Origin of the sequence: Methylobacterium sp. WL120 (assembly GCF_008039465.1) — a bacterium.
Classification (GTDB): Bacteria; Pseudomonadota; Alphaproteobacteria; order Rhizobiales; family Beijerinckiaceae; genus Methylobacterium; species Methylobacterium cerastii.
In genome coordinates this window covers 1-15028 of record NZ_VRUT01000121.1, presented here as the reverse complement: position 1 = coordinate 15028, position 15028 = coordinate 1, and the positions used below count along the sequence as shown (strand labels likewise).

Annotated in this window: 16 protein-coding genes and 1 pseudogene; 7 read left to right on the top strand and 10 right to left on the bottom strand. The window is 71.7% G+C overall.

Annotated elements, in window-relative coordinates; translation table 11 throughout:
* On the bottom strand, window positions 1-1287 hold a 1287-nt coding region (locus tag FV229_RS19530; protein WP_246688257.1), incomplete at its 3' end, for a PLP-dependent aminotransferase family protein.
* A gap of 90 nt (window positions 1288-1377) precedes the next feature.
* Here FV229_RS19530 and FV229_RS19525 point away from each other — a divergent pair.
* Both FV229_RS19525 and FV229_RS19520 read left to right on the top strand, forming a co-directional pair.
* Window positions 1378-2022: an FMN-binding negative transcriptional regulator gene (locus FV229_RS19525; protein ID WP_147753557.1), complete on the top strand. Its 645-nt coding sequence runs from the start codon at window positions 1378-1380 to the stop codon at window positions 2020-2022.
* The gene (locus FV229_RS19520; RefSeq protein ID WP_147753556.1) at window positions 2019-2729 is read left to right on the top strand and encodes a GNAT family protein; all 711 of its coding nucleotides are present in this window, start codon (window positions 2019-2021) and stop codon (window positions 2727-2729) included. Before FV229_RS19525 ends, FV229_RS19520 begins: the two co-directional genes overlap by 4 nt.
* A gap of 113 nt (window positions 2730-2842) precedes the next feature.
* Here the strand turns inward: FV229_RS19520 and FV229_RS19515 are convergent, their stop codons facing one another.
* The 6 genes from FV229_RS19515 to FV229_RS19490 form a co-directional block, all read right to left on the bottom strand.
* Entirely contained in the window at window positions 2843-3484 is a 642-nt protein-coding gene (locus FV229_RS19515; protein ID WP_147753555.1) for a phosphoribosylanthranilate isomerase, read from the bottom strand.
* Window positions 3485-3510: 26 nt separating this feature from the next.
* On the bottom strand, window positions 3511-3867 hold the full coding sequence (locus FV229_RS19510) for a LapA family protein (RefSeq protein WP_147753554.1): 357 nt from the start codon (window positions 3865-3867) through the stop codon (window positions 3511-3513).
* A gap of 146 nt (window positions 3868-4013) precedes the next feature.
* A complete protein-coding gene (gene ihfB / locus FV229_RS19505) occupies window positions 4014-4325 on the bottom strand; it encodes an integration host factor subunit beta (protein WP_147753553.1) in 312 nt (103 codons plus the stop codon).
* A gap of 54 nt (window positions 4326-4379) precedes the next feature.
* Window positions 4380-5363 (bottom strand): signal peptide peptidase SppA, encoded by a 984-nt coding sequence (sppA, locus tag FV229_RS19500; protein ID WP_147753552.1) that lies wholly within the window; start codon window positions 5361-5363, stop codon window positions 4380-4382.
* Window positions 5364-5796: 433 nt separating this feature from the next.
* The gene (gene rpsA, locus FV229_RS19495) at window positions 5797-7521 is read right to left on the bottom strand and encodes a 30S ribosomal protein S1 (RefSeq protein WP_147753551.1); all 1725 of its coding nucleotides are present in this window, start codon (window positions 7519-7521) and stop codon (window positions 5797-5799) included.
* Between the two features lie 335 nt (window positions 7522-7856).
* Complete coding sequence (locus FV229_RS19490) at window positions 7857-8564, bottom strand: cell cycle transcriptional regulator TrcR (RefSeq protein WP_147753550.1); 708 nt, start codon at window positions 8562-8564, stop codon at window positions 7857-7859.
* 391 nt (window positions 8565-8955) lie between these two features.
* Here FV229_RS19490 and FV229_RS19485 point away from each other — a divergent pair, with 391 nt between their 5' ends.
* Both FV229_RS19485 and FV229_RS19480 read left to right on the top strand, forming a co-directional pair.
* Complete coding sequence (locus FV229_RS19485; protein WP_147753549.1) at window positions 8956-10212, top strand: PepSY-associated TM helix domain-containing protein; 1257 nt, start codon at window positions 8956-8958, stop codon at window positions 10210-10212.
* Window positions 10213-10241: 29 nt separating this feature from the next.
* On the top strand, window positions 10242-11054 hold the full coding sequence (locus FV229_RS19480) for a DUF502 domain-containing protein (RefSeq protein ID WP_238272314.1): 813 nt from the start codon (window positions 10242-10244) through the stop codon (window positions 11052-11054).
* A gap of 4 nt (window positions 11055-11058) precedes the next feature.
* Here FV229_RS19480 and FV229_RS19475 read toward each other — a convergent pair whose 3' ends face one another.
* Entirely contained in the window at window positions 11059-11334 is a 276-nt protein-coding gene (locus FV229_RS19475; protein WP_147753547.1) for a hypothetical protein, read from the bottom strand.
* A 445-nt stretch (window positions 11335-11779) separates the two neighbouring features.
* On the opposite strand from FV229_RS19475, the gene FV229_RS19470 reads away from it, so the two are divergent.
* Window positions 11780-12754 carry a quinone oxidoreductase gene (locus FV229_RS19470; RefSeq protein ID WP_147753546.1) on the top strand — a complete coding sequence of 325 codons (975 nt, stop codon included), beginning with the start codon at window positions 11780-11782 and terminating at the stop codon, window positions 12752-12754.
* Between the two features lie 85 nt (window positions 12755-12839).
* Window positions 12840-13469 carry a nicotinamidase gene (locus FV229_RS19465; RefSeq protein ID WP_147753545.1) on the top strand — a complete coding sequence of 210 codons (630 nt, stop codon included), beginning with the start codon at window positions 12840-12842 and terminating at the stop codon, window positions 13467-13469.
* 56 nt (window positions 13470-13525) lie between these two features.
* Here the strand turns inward: FV229_RS19465 and hspQ are convergent, their stop codons facing one another.
* Window positions 13526-13879, bottom strand: a complete 354-nt coding sequence (gene hspQ / locus FV229_RS19460) for a heat shock protein HspQ (RefSeq protein WP_147753544.1) — start codon at window positions 13877-13879, stop codon at window positions 13526-13528.
* Between the two features lie 101 nt (window positions 13880-13980).
* Window positions 13981-14694 carry a DJ-1/PfpI family protein gene (locus FV229_RS19455; protein WP_147753543.1) on the bottom strand — a complete coding sequence of 238 codons (714 nt, stop codon included), beginning with the start codon at window positions 14692-14694 and terminating at the stop codon, window positions 13981-13983.
* Window positions 14695-14747: 53 nt separating this feature from the next.
* Between FV229_RS19455 and FV229_RS28180 the strand changes: the two are divergent.
* Window positions 14748-15028, top strand: a pseudogene (locus FV229_RS28180) (GlxA family transcriptional regulator); the annotation flags it as partial.

Here is a 15028-nt window from a genome sequence, read left to right as displayed (position 1 = left end):
GAGCAGGCCGGCGGCCCGGTCGCGGGCGGCCGCCAGCAGGGCGGCCTGCCGCCCGGCATGGAGCTTTCGCGTGCGGCGCAGGTGGCGGCCGAGATGGCCATCGTCGATGAAGCGGGCGAGCGCCCCCTGGCCGAGGCCGGAGGGCGCCGGGCCGGTCTCCGCCAGCGCCCGCTGGACCGGTCCGGCGAGCCCCTGCGGCAGCACGAGGTAGCTCAGCTGCAGCGCCGGCAGCAGCACCTTGGAGAAGCTGCCGGCGTAGATCACCCGTCCGGTCCGGTCGAGGGCGCGCAGCGGCGGCAGCGGCCGGCCGGCATAGCGGTACTCGCCGCCGTAATCGTCCTCGACGATCCAGGCGTTCGCCGCCTCGGCCCAGGCGAGCAGCGCCAGCCGGTTCTCCAGGCTCATGGCGTGGCCCAGCGGATAGTGATGGGCCGGCGTCACCACGGCGAGGCGCGCGCCCAGGGCGGCCCCCGCCCGGTCGATCGCGAGGCCGCCGGGTCCGACCGGCACGGGCACGGGGCGCAGGCCCGCTTCCGCCAGCGCCAGGGCGATGCCGGGAAACCCCGGATCTTCGACCAGCGCCGTCTCGCCCGGATCGAGCAGCAGTTGCGCCAGCAGCCGCAAGCTCTGGCGGATGCCGGCGGTGACGATCACCGCGTCGGCCGTGCAGGCGACGCCGCGGGTGGCGGCGAGGTAGGCGGCGGTGGCGGCGCGCAGCCGCGGATCGCCGAGGGGATGAGGCGGCGGGGCGCCGTCGCGCCATTCGGTCTGTAGTAGGCGCCCGAAGATCGCATACGGGAACGCGTCGGCGGCCGGGCGCCCGAGGGCGAAGGCGTCCGGCGCCACCGGCGCCGAGAACCACGCCCGCGCCGACGACGCAATCAGGGCCGTCCCGCGTCGCGACAGGGTCGGCGGCGGCGGGGAGGGCGCCGAAGGGGGCGCCGCGGCGTCGGGGGTTCGCGCGACAGCCAGCGTGTCGTCGGGCAGGGTGGCGGCTACGCGGGTGCCGGAGCCGCGATGTGCCGTGAGATAGCCCTCAGCGACCAGTTGCTCCAAGGCGGTCAACACCGTGCCGCGGGCGCAGCCGAGGTCCTCGGCCAGCGCCCGCGAGCCGGGGAGGCGGGCGCCGCGGGCGATGCGACGCTCCAGGATCGCGCGGCGCAGCGCGTCGCCGATCCGCACGTGCAGGGGCGTCGCCGCCCCGTGGGCGAGATCGAGGACGAGGGGCAGGCCGCCCTCTCCGCGTGGGTGGGTCTCGACGGGCCTGGCACCGTGGGCTTCGGGCACGAAGTGGTCCAGTCGTTTGCGTGAAACCGGATCTTTTGCCTGGACCGGCGATCGGTCAAGCCCAGGCCTCCACCGGTCGGGAGCGCCGCGATGTACCAGCCGCCGCATTTCAGGGAGGACGACCTCGGGGCGCAGCACGCCCTGATCCGCGCCCACCCCCTTGGGCTCCTCGTCACCGCCGGGCCGGGGGGCCTGATGGCGAACCCGATCCCGTTCCTGATCGACGGGCAGGCCTCCGAGCGGGGGACGCTGCGCGCGCACCTGGCGCGAGCCAACCCGCACTGGCGCGAGCTGGCGCAGGTCGAGGCGTGCCTCGTGGTGTTCCAGGGGCCGCAGGGCTACGTCACCCCGTCCTGGTACGCGACCAAGCGCGAGACCGGGAAGGTGGTGCCGACCTGGAACTACGCCACGGTCCACGCTCGGGGGCGACCGCGGGTGATCGAGGACGCGGCCTGGCTCCGGCGCCAGATCGCCGACCTCACGGACCTGCGCGAGGCGGGACGGCCCGAACCCTGGGCGGTCGACGACGCGCCGCGGGCCTTCACCGACGCGCAGCTCAAGGGCATCGTCGGGATCGAGATTCCCGTGGCGCAGATCGTGGGCAAGTGGAAGGTCAGCCAGAACCGGCCGGCGGCCGACCGCGACGGCGTGGTCGCGGGATTTCGCGCCGCGGGCGACGGGGACGGCATGGCTGAAGAGATGGCGGCCCTGGTGCAGGCACGGAGCGGACGATGAGCGCGCGCGAGAACGACTTCGGCCAGCCGATCGGGCCGGCCCTGCCGGATTGGCGCCCGCGCCCGCTTCCGCCGCGCACGGCGATGCAGGGACGCACCTGCCGTGTCGAGCCGCTGGATGCGGAGCGCCATGCGGCCGACCTGTTTTCCGCCTTCTCGGCGGCCCCCGACCGGCGGAGCTGGACCTATCTCGGCGGCACCCTGCCGGAGACGGAAGGCGCCTACCGGGCCGAGCTGGCGGCGATGGCGGCCGGCGCCGACCCGCTGTTCCACGCGATCGTCGACGGGCAGACCGGCCGGGCGGTCGGCCTCGCATCGTACCTGCGCATCGATCCGGCCAACGGCGTCATCGAGGTCGGGCACCTGCACTTCTCGCCCGCCCTGGCGCGGCGGCCGGCCGCGACCGAGGCGATGGCCCTGATGATGGCCCGCGCCTTCGACGAGCTCGGCTACCGCCGCTACGAATGGAAGTGCGACGCCCTCAACGCGCCCTCGCGCGCGGCGGCCCTGCGCTACGGCTTCACCTTCGAGGGCGTCTTCCGCAACGCCGTCGTGGTGAAGGGGCGCTCCCGCGACACGGCCTGGTTCTCGGTCACCGACGCCGAGTGGCCGCGGGTGAGGGCGGCGTTCCAGGCGTGGCTCGCCCCGGAGAACTTCTTCGAAGACGGGCGGCAGCGGCGAGCCCTCGCCGACCTGCGAACGGGCTGACCCGGCCTCCGCTTGCTCAAAGCGGAGGCCGGGTCAGGCAAGCCCGCGCGGCGCCTGAGCGAAGCCCAAATCCGCCATCCCGAAGGGATCGACCGGATTTGGTATGACCCGGCTCAGCCGGCGGCGCGGGCCGCCCTGACGAAGGCGGCGATGCGGTCCGGGTCCTTCACGCCCGGCGCCGACTCGACGCCCGAGGAGACGTCGACCGCGGTCGCCCCGGTGCGGGCGAGCGCCGCGGCGACGCTCGACGGGTCGAGGCCGCCCGACAGCATCCAGCCGGAGGGGAGGTCCGCGCCATCGAGCAGGGTCCAGTCGAAGGCGCGGCCGTTGCCGCCGGGAAGCACGGCGCCGGAGGGCGGCTTGGCGTCGAGGAGCAGGCGGTCGGCGGCGGCGAAGGCCGAAATCCGGTCGAGGTCGGCCCGGCTCGCGACGCCCAGCGCCTTCATCACCGGGCGGCCGGCGCGTCGGCGGATCGCGGCGACGCGCTCCGGCGTCTCGACGCCGTGCAGCTGGATCAGGTCGGGATCGATCGCCTCCAGCGCGGCGTCGAGCGCGGCGTCGTCGGGGTCGACCAGCAGGACGACCCGCTCGGCCCGGCCGCGCGCCTGAGCGGACAGGGCGCGGGCCGCGTCGAGGTCGACATGGCGCGGGCTCTTGGGAAACCGCACGAGGCCGATCCAGTCGGCGCCGGTCTCCAGGGCGGCGGCCATGGTCTCGGGCGTGCTCAAGCCGCAGATCTTGACGCGGATCGACATGGCTGGCGCTTCGAGACCCGGTCGCGTCAGCGCGGGGCCGGCAGCGCGGTCCGTCCCGGCAGCGTCAGGCCGGTGCCGGGCTCCGGCGGGGCGTAGGCCTTGAGCCGCTCGGTCTCGCCTTCGAGGCGGCGGATCTCGCGGCCGCGGTGGCGGACCTGGCGGCGGGCCTTGCCCTGCCCGAGCCAGGTGAAGATGCCGCCGACGACGATGCCGAGCGCCACCGCCCCGAACAGGATCGCGTAGAGCGGCAGCATCACGCTGAACACCGGATCGGGCGAGAACGGGTCCAGGGAGAGCCGCACGGGATCACGGTTGGCGACCGCGACCAAGATCACCAGGATCGCGATGGGCAGCAGCACCAAACTCTTGAGGAAGCGGACCATCGATCTCTCCGAACCGTTCTTACTGTGCCGCGGATGGTCCGGGAGGACATCCGCGATCCGCCCTACCGGCGGCGACGCGCCGTCGCGCTTGGCCCGCTTCGCGGAAGACGAACCGGCCGATCCGCCGCGATGTCTCGCGAAGGACCCTACTCGGCCGCGGACTGGCTCTCGCCGATCCCGGCCGCGTTGAGGCGCAGGCGCATCTCCTTGCCGGTCTTGAACACGGGGATGGCCTTTTCCGACACGGCAACGGCCGCACCCGTGCGCGGGTTGCGCCCGCGGCGCGCATCCCGGCGCTTCACCGAGAACGCACCGAAGCCGCGCAGCTCGACCCGGTCGCCCCGTGCCAGCGCGTCGGCGATCGTGTCGAGGATCGCGTTGACCAGCGTCTCGACGTCCCGCTGGTAGAGGTGCGGGTTCTGCTCGGCGATCTTGATGACGAGCTCCGACTTGATCATGGCGTCTGGTCTTCTCGAAGTTCCGGGGTGCGAATCCTGGTGGATCGCACCGAATCAGGGCGCGGCGGACGGGCTCGGGCGCCACAGCACGAGCATGCCGCCCTGGGTGACGGCCCCCGCCTCGGCGCCGGCCTCGGCCAGCCGCGCGGACAGGCCCTCGAACCCGAGGAGGTCGGCCCCGAATCCGAGCGCCGAGAACAGGCCGAAGCCCTGGTTGGAGGCGGGCTTCCAGTCGGTCACCGGCAGGTCCTTGGGCACCTTGCGCGCGGTCTCGAGCCACGCGATCGCCTGCCGCTCGCTACCGAGCTCGTCCACGAGCTTCAGCGGCACGCTCTGGCGGCCGCTGAACACCCGGCCGTCTGAGACCGTGGCGACCTGGGCGCCGTCCATCCCGCGCCGCTCGGCCACGAGGTTCTTGAACCAGGCATAGGTGTCGCCGACCACCGCCGCGAGGGCGGCCCGCGCCTCGGGCGAGGTCGGGGTGAAGCCCGACGGCTCGGCCTTGAGCGGCGAGGACTTCACCGACTCGACCTTCACGCCGACCTTGTCGAGCAGCCCCGACACGTCCGGATACTGGAACAGCACGCCGATCGAGCCGACGAGCGACGTCTCGCGCGCGACGATGTGGTCGGCGGCGATCGCGGTGATGTAGGCGCCCGAGGCCGCGGTGCCGTCGACGAAGGCGACGATCGGCTTCTTCTCGGCGAGCGCCCGCAGGTTGCGGAACAGCTCCTCGGAGCCGGTCGTGGTGCCGCCGGGCGAGTTGATCGAGACCACCACGCCCTCGACGGCGGTGGATTCGCCGACCCGCTTCATCAGCTTGGCGGTGGCCTCGCTGCCGGAGATGAAGCCCGAGATCGAGATCCGGGCGATCTGCGGCTTCACCGCGCCGAACAGGCCGCCCTCGGTGCCGGCGCGGACCCGCAGGCCGACCGCGCCGACGGCGACGACGAGGCCGCCGATGCCGACCACGCGCCACACGGACAGCTTGCGGCGCAACCGCCGCCGGTCGATCAGGAGTTCGGCGTCGGCTGCCATGCGCTGGTCTGCTCCCTGGCGGTCCCGGCCTCGCGGCCGGCCGGTTCTCAGCCCACCCGCAGACCGATGTCCGGGGCAGGGCGCACGAGGCCCGCGTGCCGCGGCACGATCCGCACCGCACGCGTCGGTACAGACCAAGTCCTTGGCAGGCTTGAACTCGTGGGCGCCGGGCCGTTGCCCGCGAGCGGTGTTCTAGCCCTGCCGGACACGGACCGGCAAGGGGCGCGGCGGGCCAAAACCGCATCGCCTTAAGGTTGCGCTGCACCCGTCATGGCCGACCGAATCCGTGCAGGCCCTGAAAACGGTCACGCTGCCGAGGGCACGAGACCGCCAAAAAGAACGGCCCGCGCCGGACGGGTGTCCGGCGCGGGCCTTGGATCGAATGGGCCCGCCGGCCGCCCGGGCGGAACCCCGGCGGCCGGCGAGGACCGGACTACTTCTCTTCGACGTCGTCGCTGGTGCGGGCCTTCTTGAAGGCCGCGCCGAGGATGTCGCCGAGCGAGGCACCCGAATCGGCCGAGCCGAACTGGGCCATCGCCTCCTTCTCCTCGGCGACTTCCAGCGCCTTGATCGATAGCTGGACGCGGCGCGCCTTGCGGTCGAACTGGATGACGCGGGCGTCGAACTTCTCGCCGGCGGCGAAGCGCTCGGGGCGCTGGTCGCCGCGGTCGCGGGCGAGCTCGGCGCGACGGATGAAGCTCTGCATGTCGGTGTCGACGATCTTCACCTCGATGCCCGAATCCTTCACCTCGACGACCTCGCAGGTGACGATCTGGCCCTTCTTGACGTCGCCGGCCTCGGCGAAGGGGTCCCCGCCGATCTGCTTGATGCCGAGCGAGATGCGCTCCTTCTCGACGTCGACGTCGAGAACTTGCGCCTTGACCATGTCGCCCTTCTTGAACTCCTCGATCACCTGCTCGCCGGGACGGTTCCAGTCGAGGTCCGACAGGTGGACCATGCCGTCGACGTCGCCTTCCAGGCCGATGAACAGGCCGAACTCGGTCTTGTTCTTGACCTCGCCCTCGACCTCAGAGCCGACGGGGTGCTTCTCGTTGAAGGCCTCCCACGGGTTCTGCAGGGTCTGCTTGAGGCCGAGCGAGATGCGGCGCTTGACGGGGTCGACCTCGAGGATCTGCACTTCCACTTCCTGCGAGGTGGAGACGATCTTGCCGGGGTGGACGTTCTTCTTGGTCCAGCTCATCTCGGAGACGTGGATCAGGCCCTCGATCCCCGGCTCCAGCTCCACGAAGGCGCCGTAGTCGGTGATGTTGGTGACGCGGCCCTTGAGCTTGGCGTCGACCGGGTAGCGCTGGGCGATGCCCTCCCACGGGTCGGCGAGCAGCTGCTTGATGCCGAGCGAGATGCGGTGGGTCTCGTGGTTGATCTTGATGATCTTGACCTTGACCGTCTGGCCGATGGTCACGACCTCGGACGGGTGGTTCACGCGGCGCCACGCCATGTCGGTGACGTGGAGCAGGCCGTCGATGCCGCCCAGATCCACGAAGGCGCCGTACTCGGTGATGTTCTTGACGACGCCGTCGATGACCTGACCCTCTTCGAGGTTGGCCACGAGCTCGGAGCGCTGCTCGGCGCGGCTCTCCTCCAGCACCGTGCGGCGCGAGACGACGATGTTGCCGCGGCGGCGATCCATCTTGAGGATCTGGAACGGCTGCGGGGTGCCGAGCAGGGGCGTCACGTCGCGCACCGGGCGGATGTCGACCTGGGAGCGCGGCAGGAACGCCACGGCGCCGTCGAGGTCGACGGTGTAGCCACCCTTGACCTGGTTGAAGATCGTGCCGGAGACGCGCTCGTTGGCCTCGAAGGCCTTCTCGAGCTTGACCCACGACTCCTCGCGGCGCGCCTTGTCGCGCGAGATGACGGCTTCGCCGAGCGCGTTCTCGATGCGGTCGACGTAGACCTCGACCTCGTCGCCGACGGCGAGCTCGCCCTCGCGGCCGGGGCCGTTGAATTCCTTGAGGGCGACGCGACCCTCGGTCTTGGCGCCGATGTCGATGACCGCGACGTCCTTCTCGATCGCGACGACGCGACCCTTGACGACGGAGCCTTCGGTGATCTCGTGTTGGAGGAACGATTCCTCGAGCAGCGCCGCGAAGTCGTCGCGGTAGGTGTCGCGCTGCAGAGCGGTACCAGCAGTCATTCTGTCTCCTGAACGGGCTCCCTCGGGGATGCCCTCACGTCGGCGGCTCGTGTTGCGAACGCCCCCGTTGCCGCTGCCGCTCCGGATCGAGGAGCGACCGATCCGAAAATGGGATCGGCTTGCCGACGCGTTCGTACGGTGTCCGAGGGCGGTCGTCCCGGGGCGGCGCCGCGCAACACTGAAACACGCGCGTGCGGTCGGCCTGGAAGGACGCCGGCTCTCTACAGCAACGGGCCCGGAAGTTCAACAGAAACGGGTGTCGACGCAGAACGGGCCCGCTTCCTTCGAAGCAGGCCCGCAGCGTCGGTCCGAAGACTTGGGAGACCGCGAAGACATCAGTCCTCGTCGTCGTCCGCCGGGCGGACGCCCTTGAGCTTGGCGAACACCGAATCGGCGTTGATCCGCTCCTCGCGACCGCCGTGGCGGTGCTCGTCGGCCTCGGGCGCCTCCTCGCGGGTGGAGACCTCGGTCGGCAGCAGCGAGGCGCCCGAATCGGCGGCCAGCGCCGCGGGACGGTCCTTGGCGGCACGCTGGACCTCGAAGTCGAGGTCGATCTGGGTGCAGAGGCCGAGCGTCACCGGGTCCATCGGCTGCAGCGAGCCGGAGTTCCAGTGCGAGCGCTCGCGGATCTGCTGGATCGTCGACTTGGTGGTGCCGACGAGCCGGATCACCTGCGCGTCCTTCAGCTCGGGGTGGTTGCGCAGCAGCCAGAGGATCGCGTTCGGTCGGTCCTGGCGGCGCGACAGCGGGGTGTAGCGCGGGCCCTTGGTGGTGCGCTTGACCTCGGGCAGCTTCACCTTCGAGACCGCGACCTTGAGCTTGTAGGCCGGCGACTTCTGCGCCTTCTCGATCTCGTCGCGGGTGAGCTGGCCCGCGGTGATCGGGTCGAAGCCCTTGATCCCGGCGGCGACCTCGCCGTCGGCGATGCCCTTCACCTCGAGCGGGTGCAGCTTGCAGAAATCGGCGATCTGCTCGAAGGCGAGCGAGGTGTTCTCGACCAGCCAGACGGCGGTCGCCTTGGGCATCAGCGGACCCTGGGTCATGTTTCGCACGGGCTCCAAAACCGACGCGGGGACGGACGGGGCCGGGCATCGGTCCGCAGGCTCCGGACCGCTCGATCCGAAAGTCCCGTCTCACGCGTTCAAAAGGGGAATGACCTCGTATACGCGGGGGCGCCGGAGGGCGCAATCGACTCGACGGCCTGCGGTGGGCCGATCATCGAACACGCGGCATCGGAGAATCGACCCTCGGCGCTTCATCCGGCACAGCCATTCGTTCTGTCCGGGGCGCGCGAAGGGTTCCGAGGCTTTCGATCGCCGCGGCCCGAGAAACACAAGTCGATGCTCTTTCGAGTTGTAATAAATTAGACTCCACAACTCAGGACTTCTACGGAAAGACTTGACCGCACGCCGTTTCCGTGACGTACCGCCTGCGATGTTTGTCTCCCTCCGCACCGTCCTGTTTCGCCTGCACTGGGCGCTCGGCCTCACCGCCGGGCTCGTCCTCGCCCTGGTCGGCGTCACCGGTGCGATGATGAGCTACGAGGAGGCGATCCTCGACCTCGCCAACGCCGACCGCGCGCAGGTCGCGGTCCAGGATCGGCCGGTTCTCGGGCCGGAGGCGCTGGTGGCGCGGCTTTCCGCGGAGCGGCCGGGCCTGAGGGTCGGCGCGCTGACGTTCTTCGGCGACCCCGCGCTGGCCCCGCGGGCGCGCTTCGCCGACGACGCCAAAGCCGGCGACGTCAAGCCCGGCGGGCGGGCGCCGTCGGTCTACCTCGACCCCTACGACGGCACCCTGCGCGGCGAGGTCCGGGGCGAGGCGACCTTCGCCACGATTCGCGGCCTGCACCGGTGGCTGCTGCTGCCCGGAGAGGGCAGGGGCTGGGGCCGCACCATCACCGGCGCCGCGGCTTTGGCGCTCCTCGTGTTCCTCGCCACCGGCCTGGTTCTGCGCTGGCCCAAGGTCCACGCCTGGCGGATCTGGCTGAAGCCGAGCCTGCGCCGGCCCGGGCGGCCGCGCTACTGGTCGCTGCACGCCGTCGCCGGCACCTGGCTGCTGCCGGTCTACGCGGTGATCGCGCTGACGGGGCTGTGGTGGTCCTACGACGCGTACAAGTCGGCCGCGACGTGGCTCCTCACGGGGGAGGTCGCCGTCAAGGGCGCGAACAAGCCGGCGGAGGCGCGCGCGGACCGGGTGGGCGGGCGCAAGAGCGCGGAGCGGACGGACAAGGGCGCGGACGCCCCGCCGGCCCTCGACAAGGCCTGGGCCGCGTTCCGGGCGGAGGAGGGGGCGTCGGCGGCGCTGGCCACCGTGACGCCGCCGGGGCCGGACGCGGCGCGGATCCGCATCCGTTGGATCGCCGAGGCCGACGCCCCGAAGGCGCGCAACGAATCGATCTTCGACGCCGCGACCGGCGCCCGCCTCTCGCTGTCGCGCTTCTCAGACAAGCCGCTTGGCCGGCAAATCGCCGATTCCATGCTGGAGGTGCATCGCGGGCGCTTCTTCGGCGCGGCCTTCGCCCTCGTCTTCTGCCTCGCCGCCCTGGCGATGCCGCTGCTCGCGGTCACCGGACTGGTGCTGTACGTCCTGCGGCGCCGCGCCGGCGCCGCACGGGGATCGGCCTTGAGGCGGGCCGGCGGAGGGAGTAGGCCTGACGGCACCGGAGCCATGCCCGGCAACGCGCCGACTTAGCCTTCGCGATCATGCCTTCGGGGGCTGCCCTGGTTTCCGTGAGACCGCCGACCCAGTTGCCGCCCGAGCCGGACGCCGCCGGCCCCCGTCCCCGCGTCAGCGCGCGCGGACGGCTGCGGACCTACTTCCTCACCGGCATCATCGTCGCGGGGCCGCTGGCGATCACCGCCTACATCACGTGGTGGATCATCACGCTGATCGACGGGTTCGTGAAACCGCTGGTGCCGGCGAGCTACCTGCCCGACCATTACCTGCCGTTCTCGATCCCAGGGCTCGGCATGCTCATCGCCTTCGTCGCGGTGACCCTGCTCGGGTTCCTCACGGCGAACCTCGTGGGGCGCAGCGTGATCGAGTTCGGCGAGGTGCTGCTGGCGCGCACCCCCGTGATCTCGGGGCTGTACAAGGGCCTGCGGCAGATCTTCGAGACGCTGTTCTCCGCCAACGGAACCTCGTTCCGCACGGTCGGCCTCGTCGAGTTCCCGGTGAAGGGAACGTGGTCGGTGGTGTTCCTGTCGGCGCCGGCCGCACCCGACGTCCAGGCGGCGCTGCCCGGCGGCAAGGGAGAGCCAACGGGAAATGGAGGGGGCGAAGCGCGCAACGACTACGTCGGCGTGTTCCTGCCCTGCGCGCCGAACCCGACCACGGGGTTCTTCTTCTACCTGCCGCGCGCCGACATCATCGAGGTCGGGATGAGCGTGGACGACGCGGCCAAGCTGGTGATGTCGGCCGGCGTCATCCAGCCCGACGACCCGCAGGCCCGGCTCCAGGCCATGGCCGCGTCCCTGCGGACGGCACAGGGCGCACCGTCGGCAGGCGCCGCGCCGGTGCGGGAGGAAGCCTGACGGATCAGGACGCGCTGGCGACGACGGTCTTTACCGGGGCGACGGCTTGACCGCCGTTCATCCAGCCCGTCGAGGTCTCGGCGGCGAGGAGCAGCGCCAGGGCGAGGGCGAGGCCGTTGGCGGCGATCCAGAAGGGGCGGGCGGCCCGACGCACGGCGAGCGCCACGTCGGAGGCCTGTGCGGAGGCCGCGTCGGAGATCGGCAGGAGCCAGGGCTCGTGAGCGAGGGACTGCCATCCCTCGGAAGAACCCGGCAGGCGTTGGAACGGTCCGGTCAGCATCGCTGTCCTCCATCTTTCCCGTGACGGCCTGAACGAATCAGCCTTTCGTTCAGGTTCAGTTAAGATTGAAACATGGCCACTGCAAGGCACGCTCGACTACGTGGGGCTCTCAACGGCGGTCGGACCGTTCGCGTTCCGTACCGGATCGACGATTCCTCCAGGACCCGAAACCCTCGCGTCGCGGCCCGTGCGCCGAGACGCCGACAGTCTTTCCCGCCAGGGTGCGAAGCGCGCCCCGCGGAGCGGGCCGTTCAGGACCTTGGTCCTGAACGGCGTCGAGCGAAGCGAAAGCCCAAGCCCGTGGAGGCGGGCGCCGGCGATTGAGGCCGTCGGAAAAATAGGGCCAGCGCTGTCAAGCGATGGCCCTGCCTGTCCCACGTAGGCCATTGCGCCAAGCGTCCGATCCCTTATCTCGCCGTGAACGATCTCACGCGAGGACGAGACGATGCCGAAGGCGATACGCGTTCAGGATTACGGCGGCCCCGAAGTGATGGCCTACGAGGACGTGCCGACGTCTCAGCCCGGCCCCGGCCAGATCCGCATCCGCGCCGGCGCGATCGGCGTCAACTTCATCGACATCTACTTCCGCTCCGGCGCCTACAAGGCGGCGCAGCTGCCGTTCACGCCGGGCAAGGAAGTCGCCGGGACGGTGACCGCGGTCGGCGAGGGCGTGACCGGGTTCTCGGTCGGCGACCGGGTCGCCACCGGATCGGGGGAGGGCACCTATGCCGAGGAGCCGCTGATCGCGGCCTCGGCCGCCGTGCACGTGCCGGACGGGATCGACGATTCGACCGCCGCCGGCATGATGCTGAAGGGGCTCACCGCCGAGTACCTGCTGCACCGGACCTACGCGGTGAAGCCCGGCGACACGATCCTGTGGCACGCGGCCGCCGGCGGCGTCGGCCTGATCGCCTGCCAGTGGGCGAAGCACCTCGGCGCCACCGTGATCGGCACCGCCGGCTCGGCCGAGAAGGCGGACCTCGCCCGCGCCCACGGCTGCGACCACGTCATCCTCTACCGCGAGGAGGACGTGGCGGCCCGCGTCCGCGAGATCACCGGCGGCAAGGGCGTTCCGGTGGTCTACGACGGCGTCGGCCAGGACACCCTGGCGGGCTCGCTCGATTCGCTGGCGCCGCTCGGCCTGCTCGCGAGCTTCGGCTCGGCCTCCGGTCCGATCAAGGCCCTCGACCTCGGGCTGCTCGCCGCCAAGGGCTCGCTCTACGTCACGCGTCCGACGTTGTTCACCTACGCAAGCCGGCCGGAGATCCTGGCGGAGATGGCCAAGAACCTGTTCTCGGTGGTGCAGAGCGGCGCGGTGAAGATCCCGGTCAACCGCACCTACAAGCTCGCGGAAGCCCAGCAGGTCCACCGGGATCTGGCCGGCCGCGAGACCACGGGCTCGACGGTGATGGTGCCGTGATCCGAGGATCGGCAACGATCCGGGGATCATCGGATCGGAGGATCCCGGTCTCGATCGTTCGTCCCTCGCGCTCCGGAGGCCGCCCGTGAGGGTCGGCGCGGCCGACGCCCTGCTCGTCGTCGACGTGCAGGGCGACTTCCTGCCCGGCGGCGCGCTGGCGGTGCCCGACGGCGACGCCGTCGTGGCGCCGATCCGGGCGCTGGCCGCGCGCTTCGCGACCCTGGTGCTGACGCAGGACTGGCACCCGCCCGGGCACGCCTCGTTCGCGAGCGCGCATCCGGGCCGGGCGCCGTTCGAGACGGTGCGGCTCGCCTACGGCGAGCAGGTGCTGTGGCCGGACCATTGCGTGCAGGGAAGCGCCGGCGCGTCGCTCGCCCCCGGCCTCGACCTGCCCGGCGCCGCCCTCGTCCTGCGAAAGGGCCTGAACCCGGGCGTCGACAGCTATTCGGCCTTCGTCGAGGCCGACGGGACGCGGACGGGGCTCGCCGGCTACCTGCGCGAGCGCGGCGTCGGGCGCGTGGTGCTGTGCGGGCTCGCCACCGACTATTGCGTCGCCTGGAGCGCGCTCGACGCGCGCGCGGCGGGGTTCGAGGCCGTGGTGGTCGCGGACGCGACGCGGGCGATCGACCGGGACGGCTCGCTCGCCGCCGCCTGGGCGCGGATGGAGGCGGCCGGAATCGGGCGGAGCCTGAGCGCCGACGTCACCGGAGCGTAGTCGGCGCGGCCGCCGGAGCGGTCGCCGGAGCAGTCGCAACGCCAAGTGGCACAGGATCAGTTCGCGGTGCGGTCGCGCATCCGGTAGGTGCCGCCGGGGTCGCGCTCGAACATCTCGGGGATGCCGGCGTGGCGCAGGCTCTCCCCCGAGGTGTCGGGCACCAGGTTCTGCTCGGACACGTAGGCGACGTACTCGGTCTCGGCGTTCTCGGCGAGCAGGTGGTAGAACGGCTGGTCCTTGCGCGGACGCGCCTCCTCGGGAATCGCCAGCCACCAATCCTCGGTGTTGTCGAACACCGGGTCGACATCGAAGACGATGCCGCGGAACGGGTAGATCCGGTGGCGCACCACGGCGCCGATCCCGAATTTCGCGATGCGCAGTCTCGTTTCGGTCGGTCGCGCGTCGGTCATGGCCTGATCCATCATGAAGGACCAGATAGGCGCGGATGACGGGCTTGTCACCGGGTTCCGGCGCGCGACGCGCGGACGGGCGAAGCGTCGGCGTCCGGCTCCTAGCCGGCGGGCAAAGCGATCCCGAGGTCGGCGGCGATCCCGCGCGCGGTGGCCTCCCGCCGCGCGGTGATCTCGGCGACGGCGGAGCGCGCCCGCTCCAGGATCGCGGCCGGGGCGGTCCGCGGCGTGCCGCTGTCGAAGGGCGGCTCGGGGGCGTATTCCATGCCGAGCTGGATCGCCTGGGCGACCTCGATGCCACGCAGTTCGGCCGCAAGCCGCAGCGCGCCGTCGATCCCGGCGGTGACGCCGGCCGCGAACACCCAGGTCCCGTCGACCACGACGCGCCGGTCGACGGGCTGCGCGCCGAAATACGGCAGCAGCGCGAAGGCGCTCCAGTGCGTCGTCGCCCGGCGCCCCCTGAGCAGCCCGGCGCCGCCGAGGAGGAGCGCGCCGGTGCACACCGAGAAGACGTGCCCGGCCCCCTCCGCCTGCCTGCGGATCCAGCCGAGCACGGCCTCGTCGCGCATCAGGGCCTCCTGGCCGAAGCCGCCGGGCACGTGCAGCACGTCGAGCTGGGGCGCGTCGGCCAGGGCCGCGTCGGGGGTGAGCCGCAGGCCGCGGATGTCGCGCACGCTCTCGGCGGTCGGCGCGTAGATCCGGTAGGTCGCGTTCGGGATGCGGGACAGCACCTCGAAGGGGCCGGTGAGGTCGATCTGGTCCAGCCCCTCGAACAGGAGGGAACCGATCTGCAGGTGGGTCTCGGGCGGGATCATGGCGGGTCTCCGTGGTGGACAGGCGAGCCTTAATCCCGCACGATCTGGCCAGGATGCCAGATGACCCTCGCTTCCAGCCAAAAGTCTTTGGAAAGCCGACGCCGGCTCCGCCAGGGGCGCCCCGCATCGTCGAGGTGCTGGCCTTCCCGTCGGTGCAGCTCCTCGACGTGGCCGGGCCGCTGCAGGTCTTCGCGACCGCCAACGAGCAGGCGCGGGGCGCGAGGCCCTACGCGCCGCGGGTGGTCGGCTGGGGCGATTGCGCGCCGACCTCGTCCGCGGGCCTGCGGCTCGCGGTCGACCCGCCGCCCGACCGCGACGCCCCCCTCGACACGCT

Bases quoted from the DNA above. Each gene is read 5' to 3' on its own strand.
- FV229_RS19525 (WP_147753557.1), top strand. From the start codon at position 1,378: ATGTACCAGCCGCCGCATTTCAGGGAGGACGACCTCGGGGCGCAGCAC.
- FV229_RS19520 (WP_147753556.1), top strand. From the start codon at position 2,019: ATGAGCGCGCGCGAGAACGACTTCGGCCAGCCGATCGGGCCGGCCCTG.
- FV229_RS19515 (WP_147753555.1), bottom strand. From the start codon at position 3,484: ATGTCGATCCGCGTCAAGATCTGCGGCTTGAGCACGCCCGAGACCATG.
- FV229_RS19510 (WP_147753554.1), bottom strand. From the start codon at position 3,867: ATGGTCCGCTTCCTCAAGAGTTTGGTGCTGCTGCCCATCGCGATCCTG.
- ihfB (WP_147753553.1), bottom strand. From the start codon at position 4,325: ATGATCAAGTCGGAGCTCGTCATCAAGATCGCCGAGCAGAACCCGCAC.
- sppA (WP_147753552.1), bottom strand. From the start codon at position 5,363: ATGGCAGCCGACGCCGAACTCCTGATCGACCGGCGGCGGTTGCGCCGC.
- rpsA (WP_147753551.1), bottom strand. From the start codon at position 7,521: ATGACTGCTGGTACCGCTCTGCAGCGCGACACCTACCGCGACGACTTC.
- FV229_RS19490 (WP_147753550.1), bottom strand. From the start codon at position 8,564: ATGACCCAGGGTCCGCTGATGCCCAAGGCGACCGCCGTCTGGCTGGTC.
- FV229_RS19485 (WP_147753549.1), top strand. From the start codon at position 8,956: ATGTTTGTCTCCCTCCGCACCGTCCTGTTTCGCCTGCACTGGGCGCTC.
- FV229_RS19475 (WP_147753547.1), bottom strand. From the start codon at position 11,334: ATGCTGACCGGACCGTTCCAACGCCTGCCGGGTTCTTCCGAGGGATGG.
- FV229_RS19470 (WP_147753546.1), top strand. From the start codon at position 11,780: ATGCCGAAGGCGATACGCGTTCAGGATTACGGCGGCCCCGAAGTGATG.
- hspQ (WP_147753544.1), bottom strand. From the start codon at position 13,879: ATGACCGACGCGCGACCGACCGAAACGAGACTGCGCATCGCGAAATTC.
- FV229_RS19455 (WP_147753543.1), bottom strand. From the start codon at position 14,694: ATGATCCCGCCCGAGACCCACCTGCAGATCGGTTCCCTCCTGTTCGAG.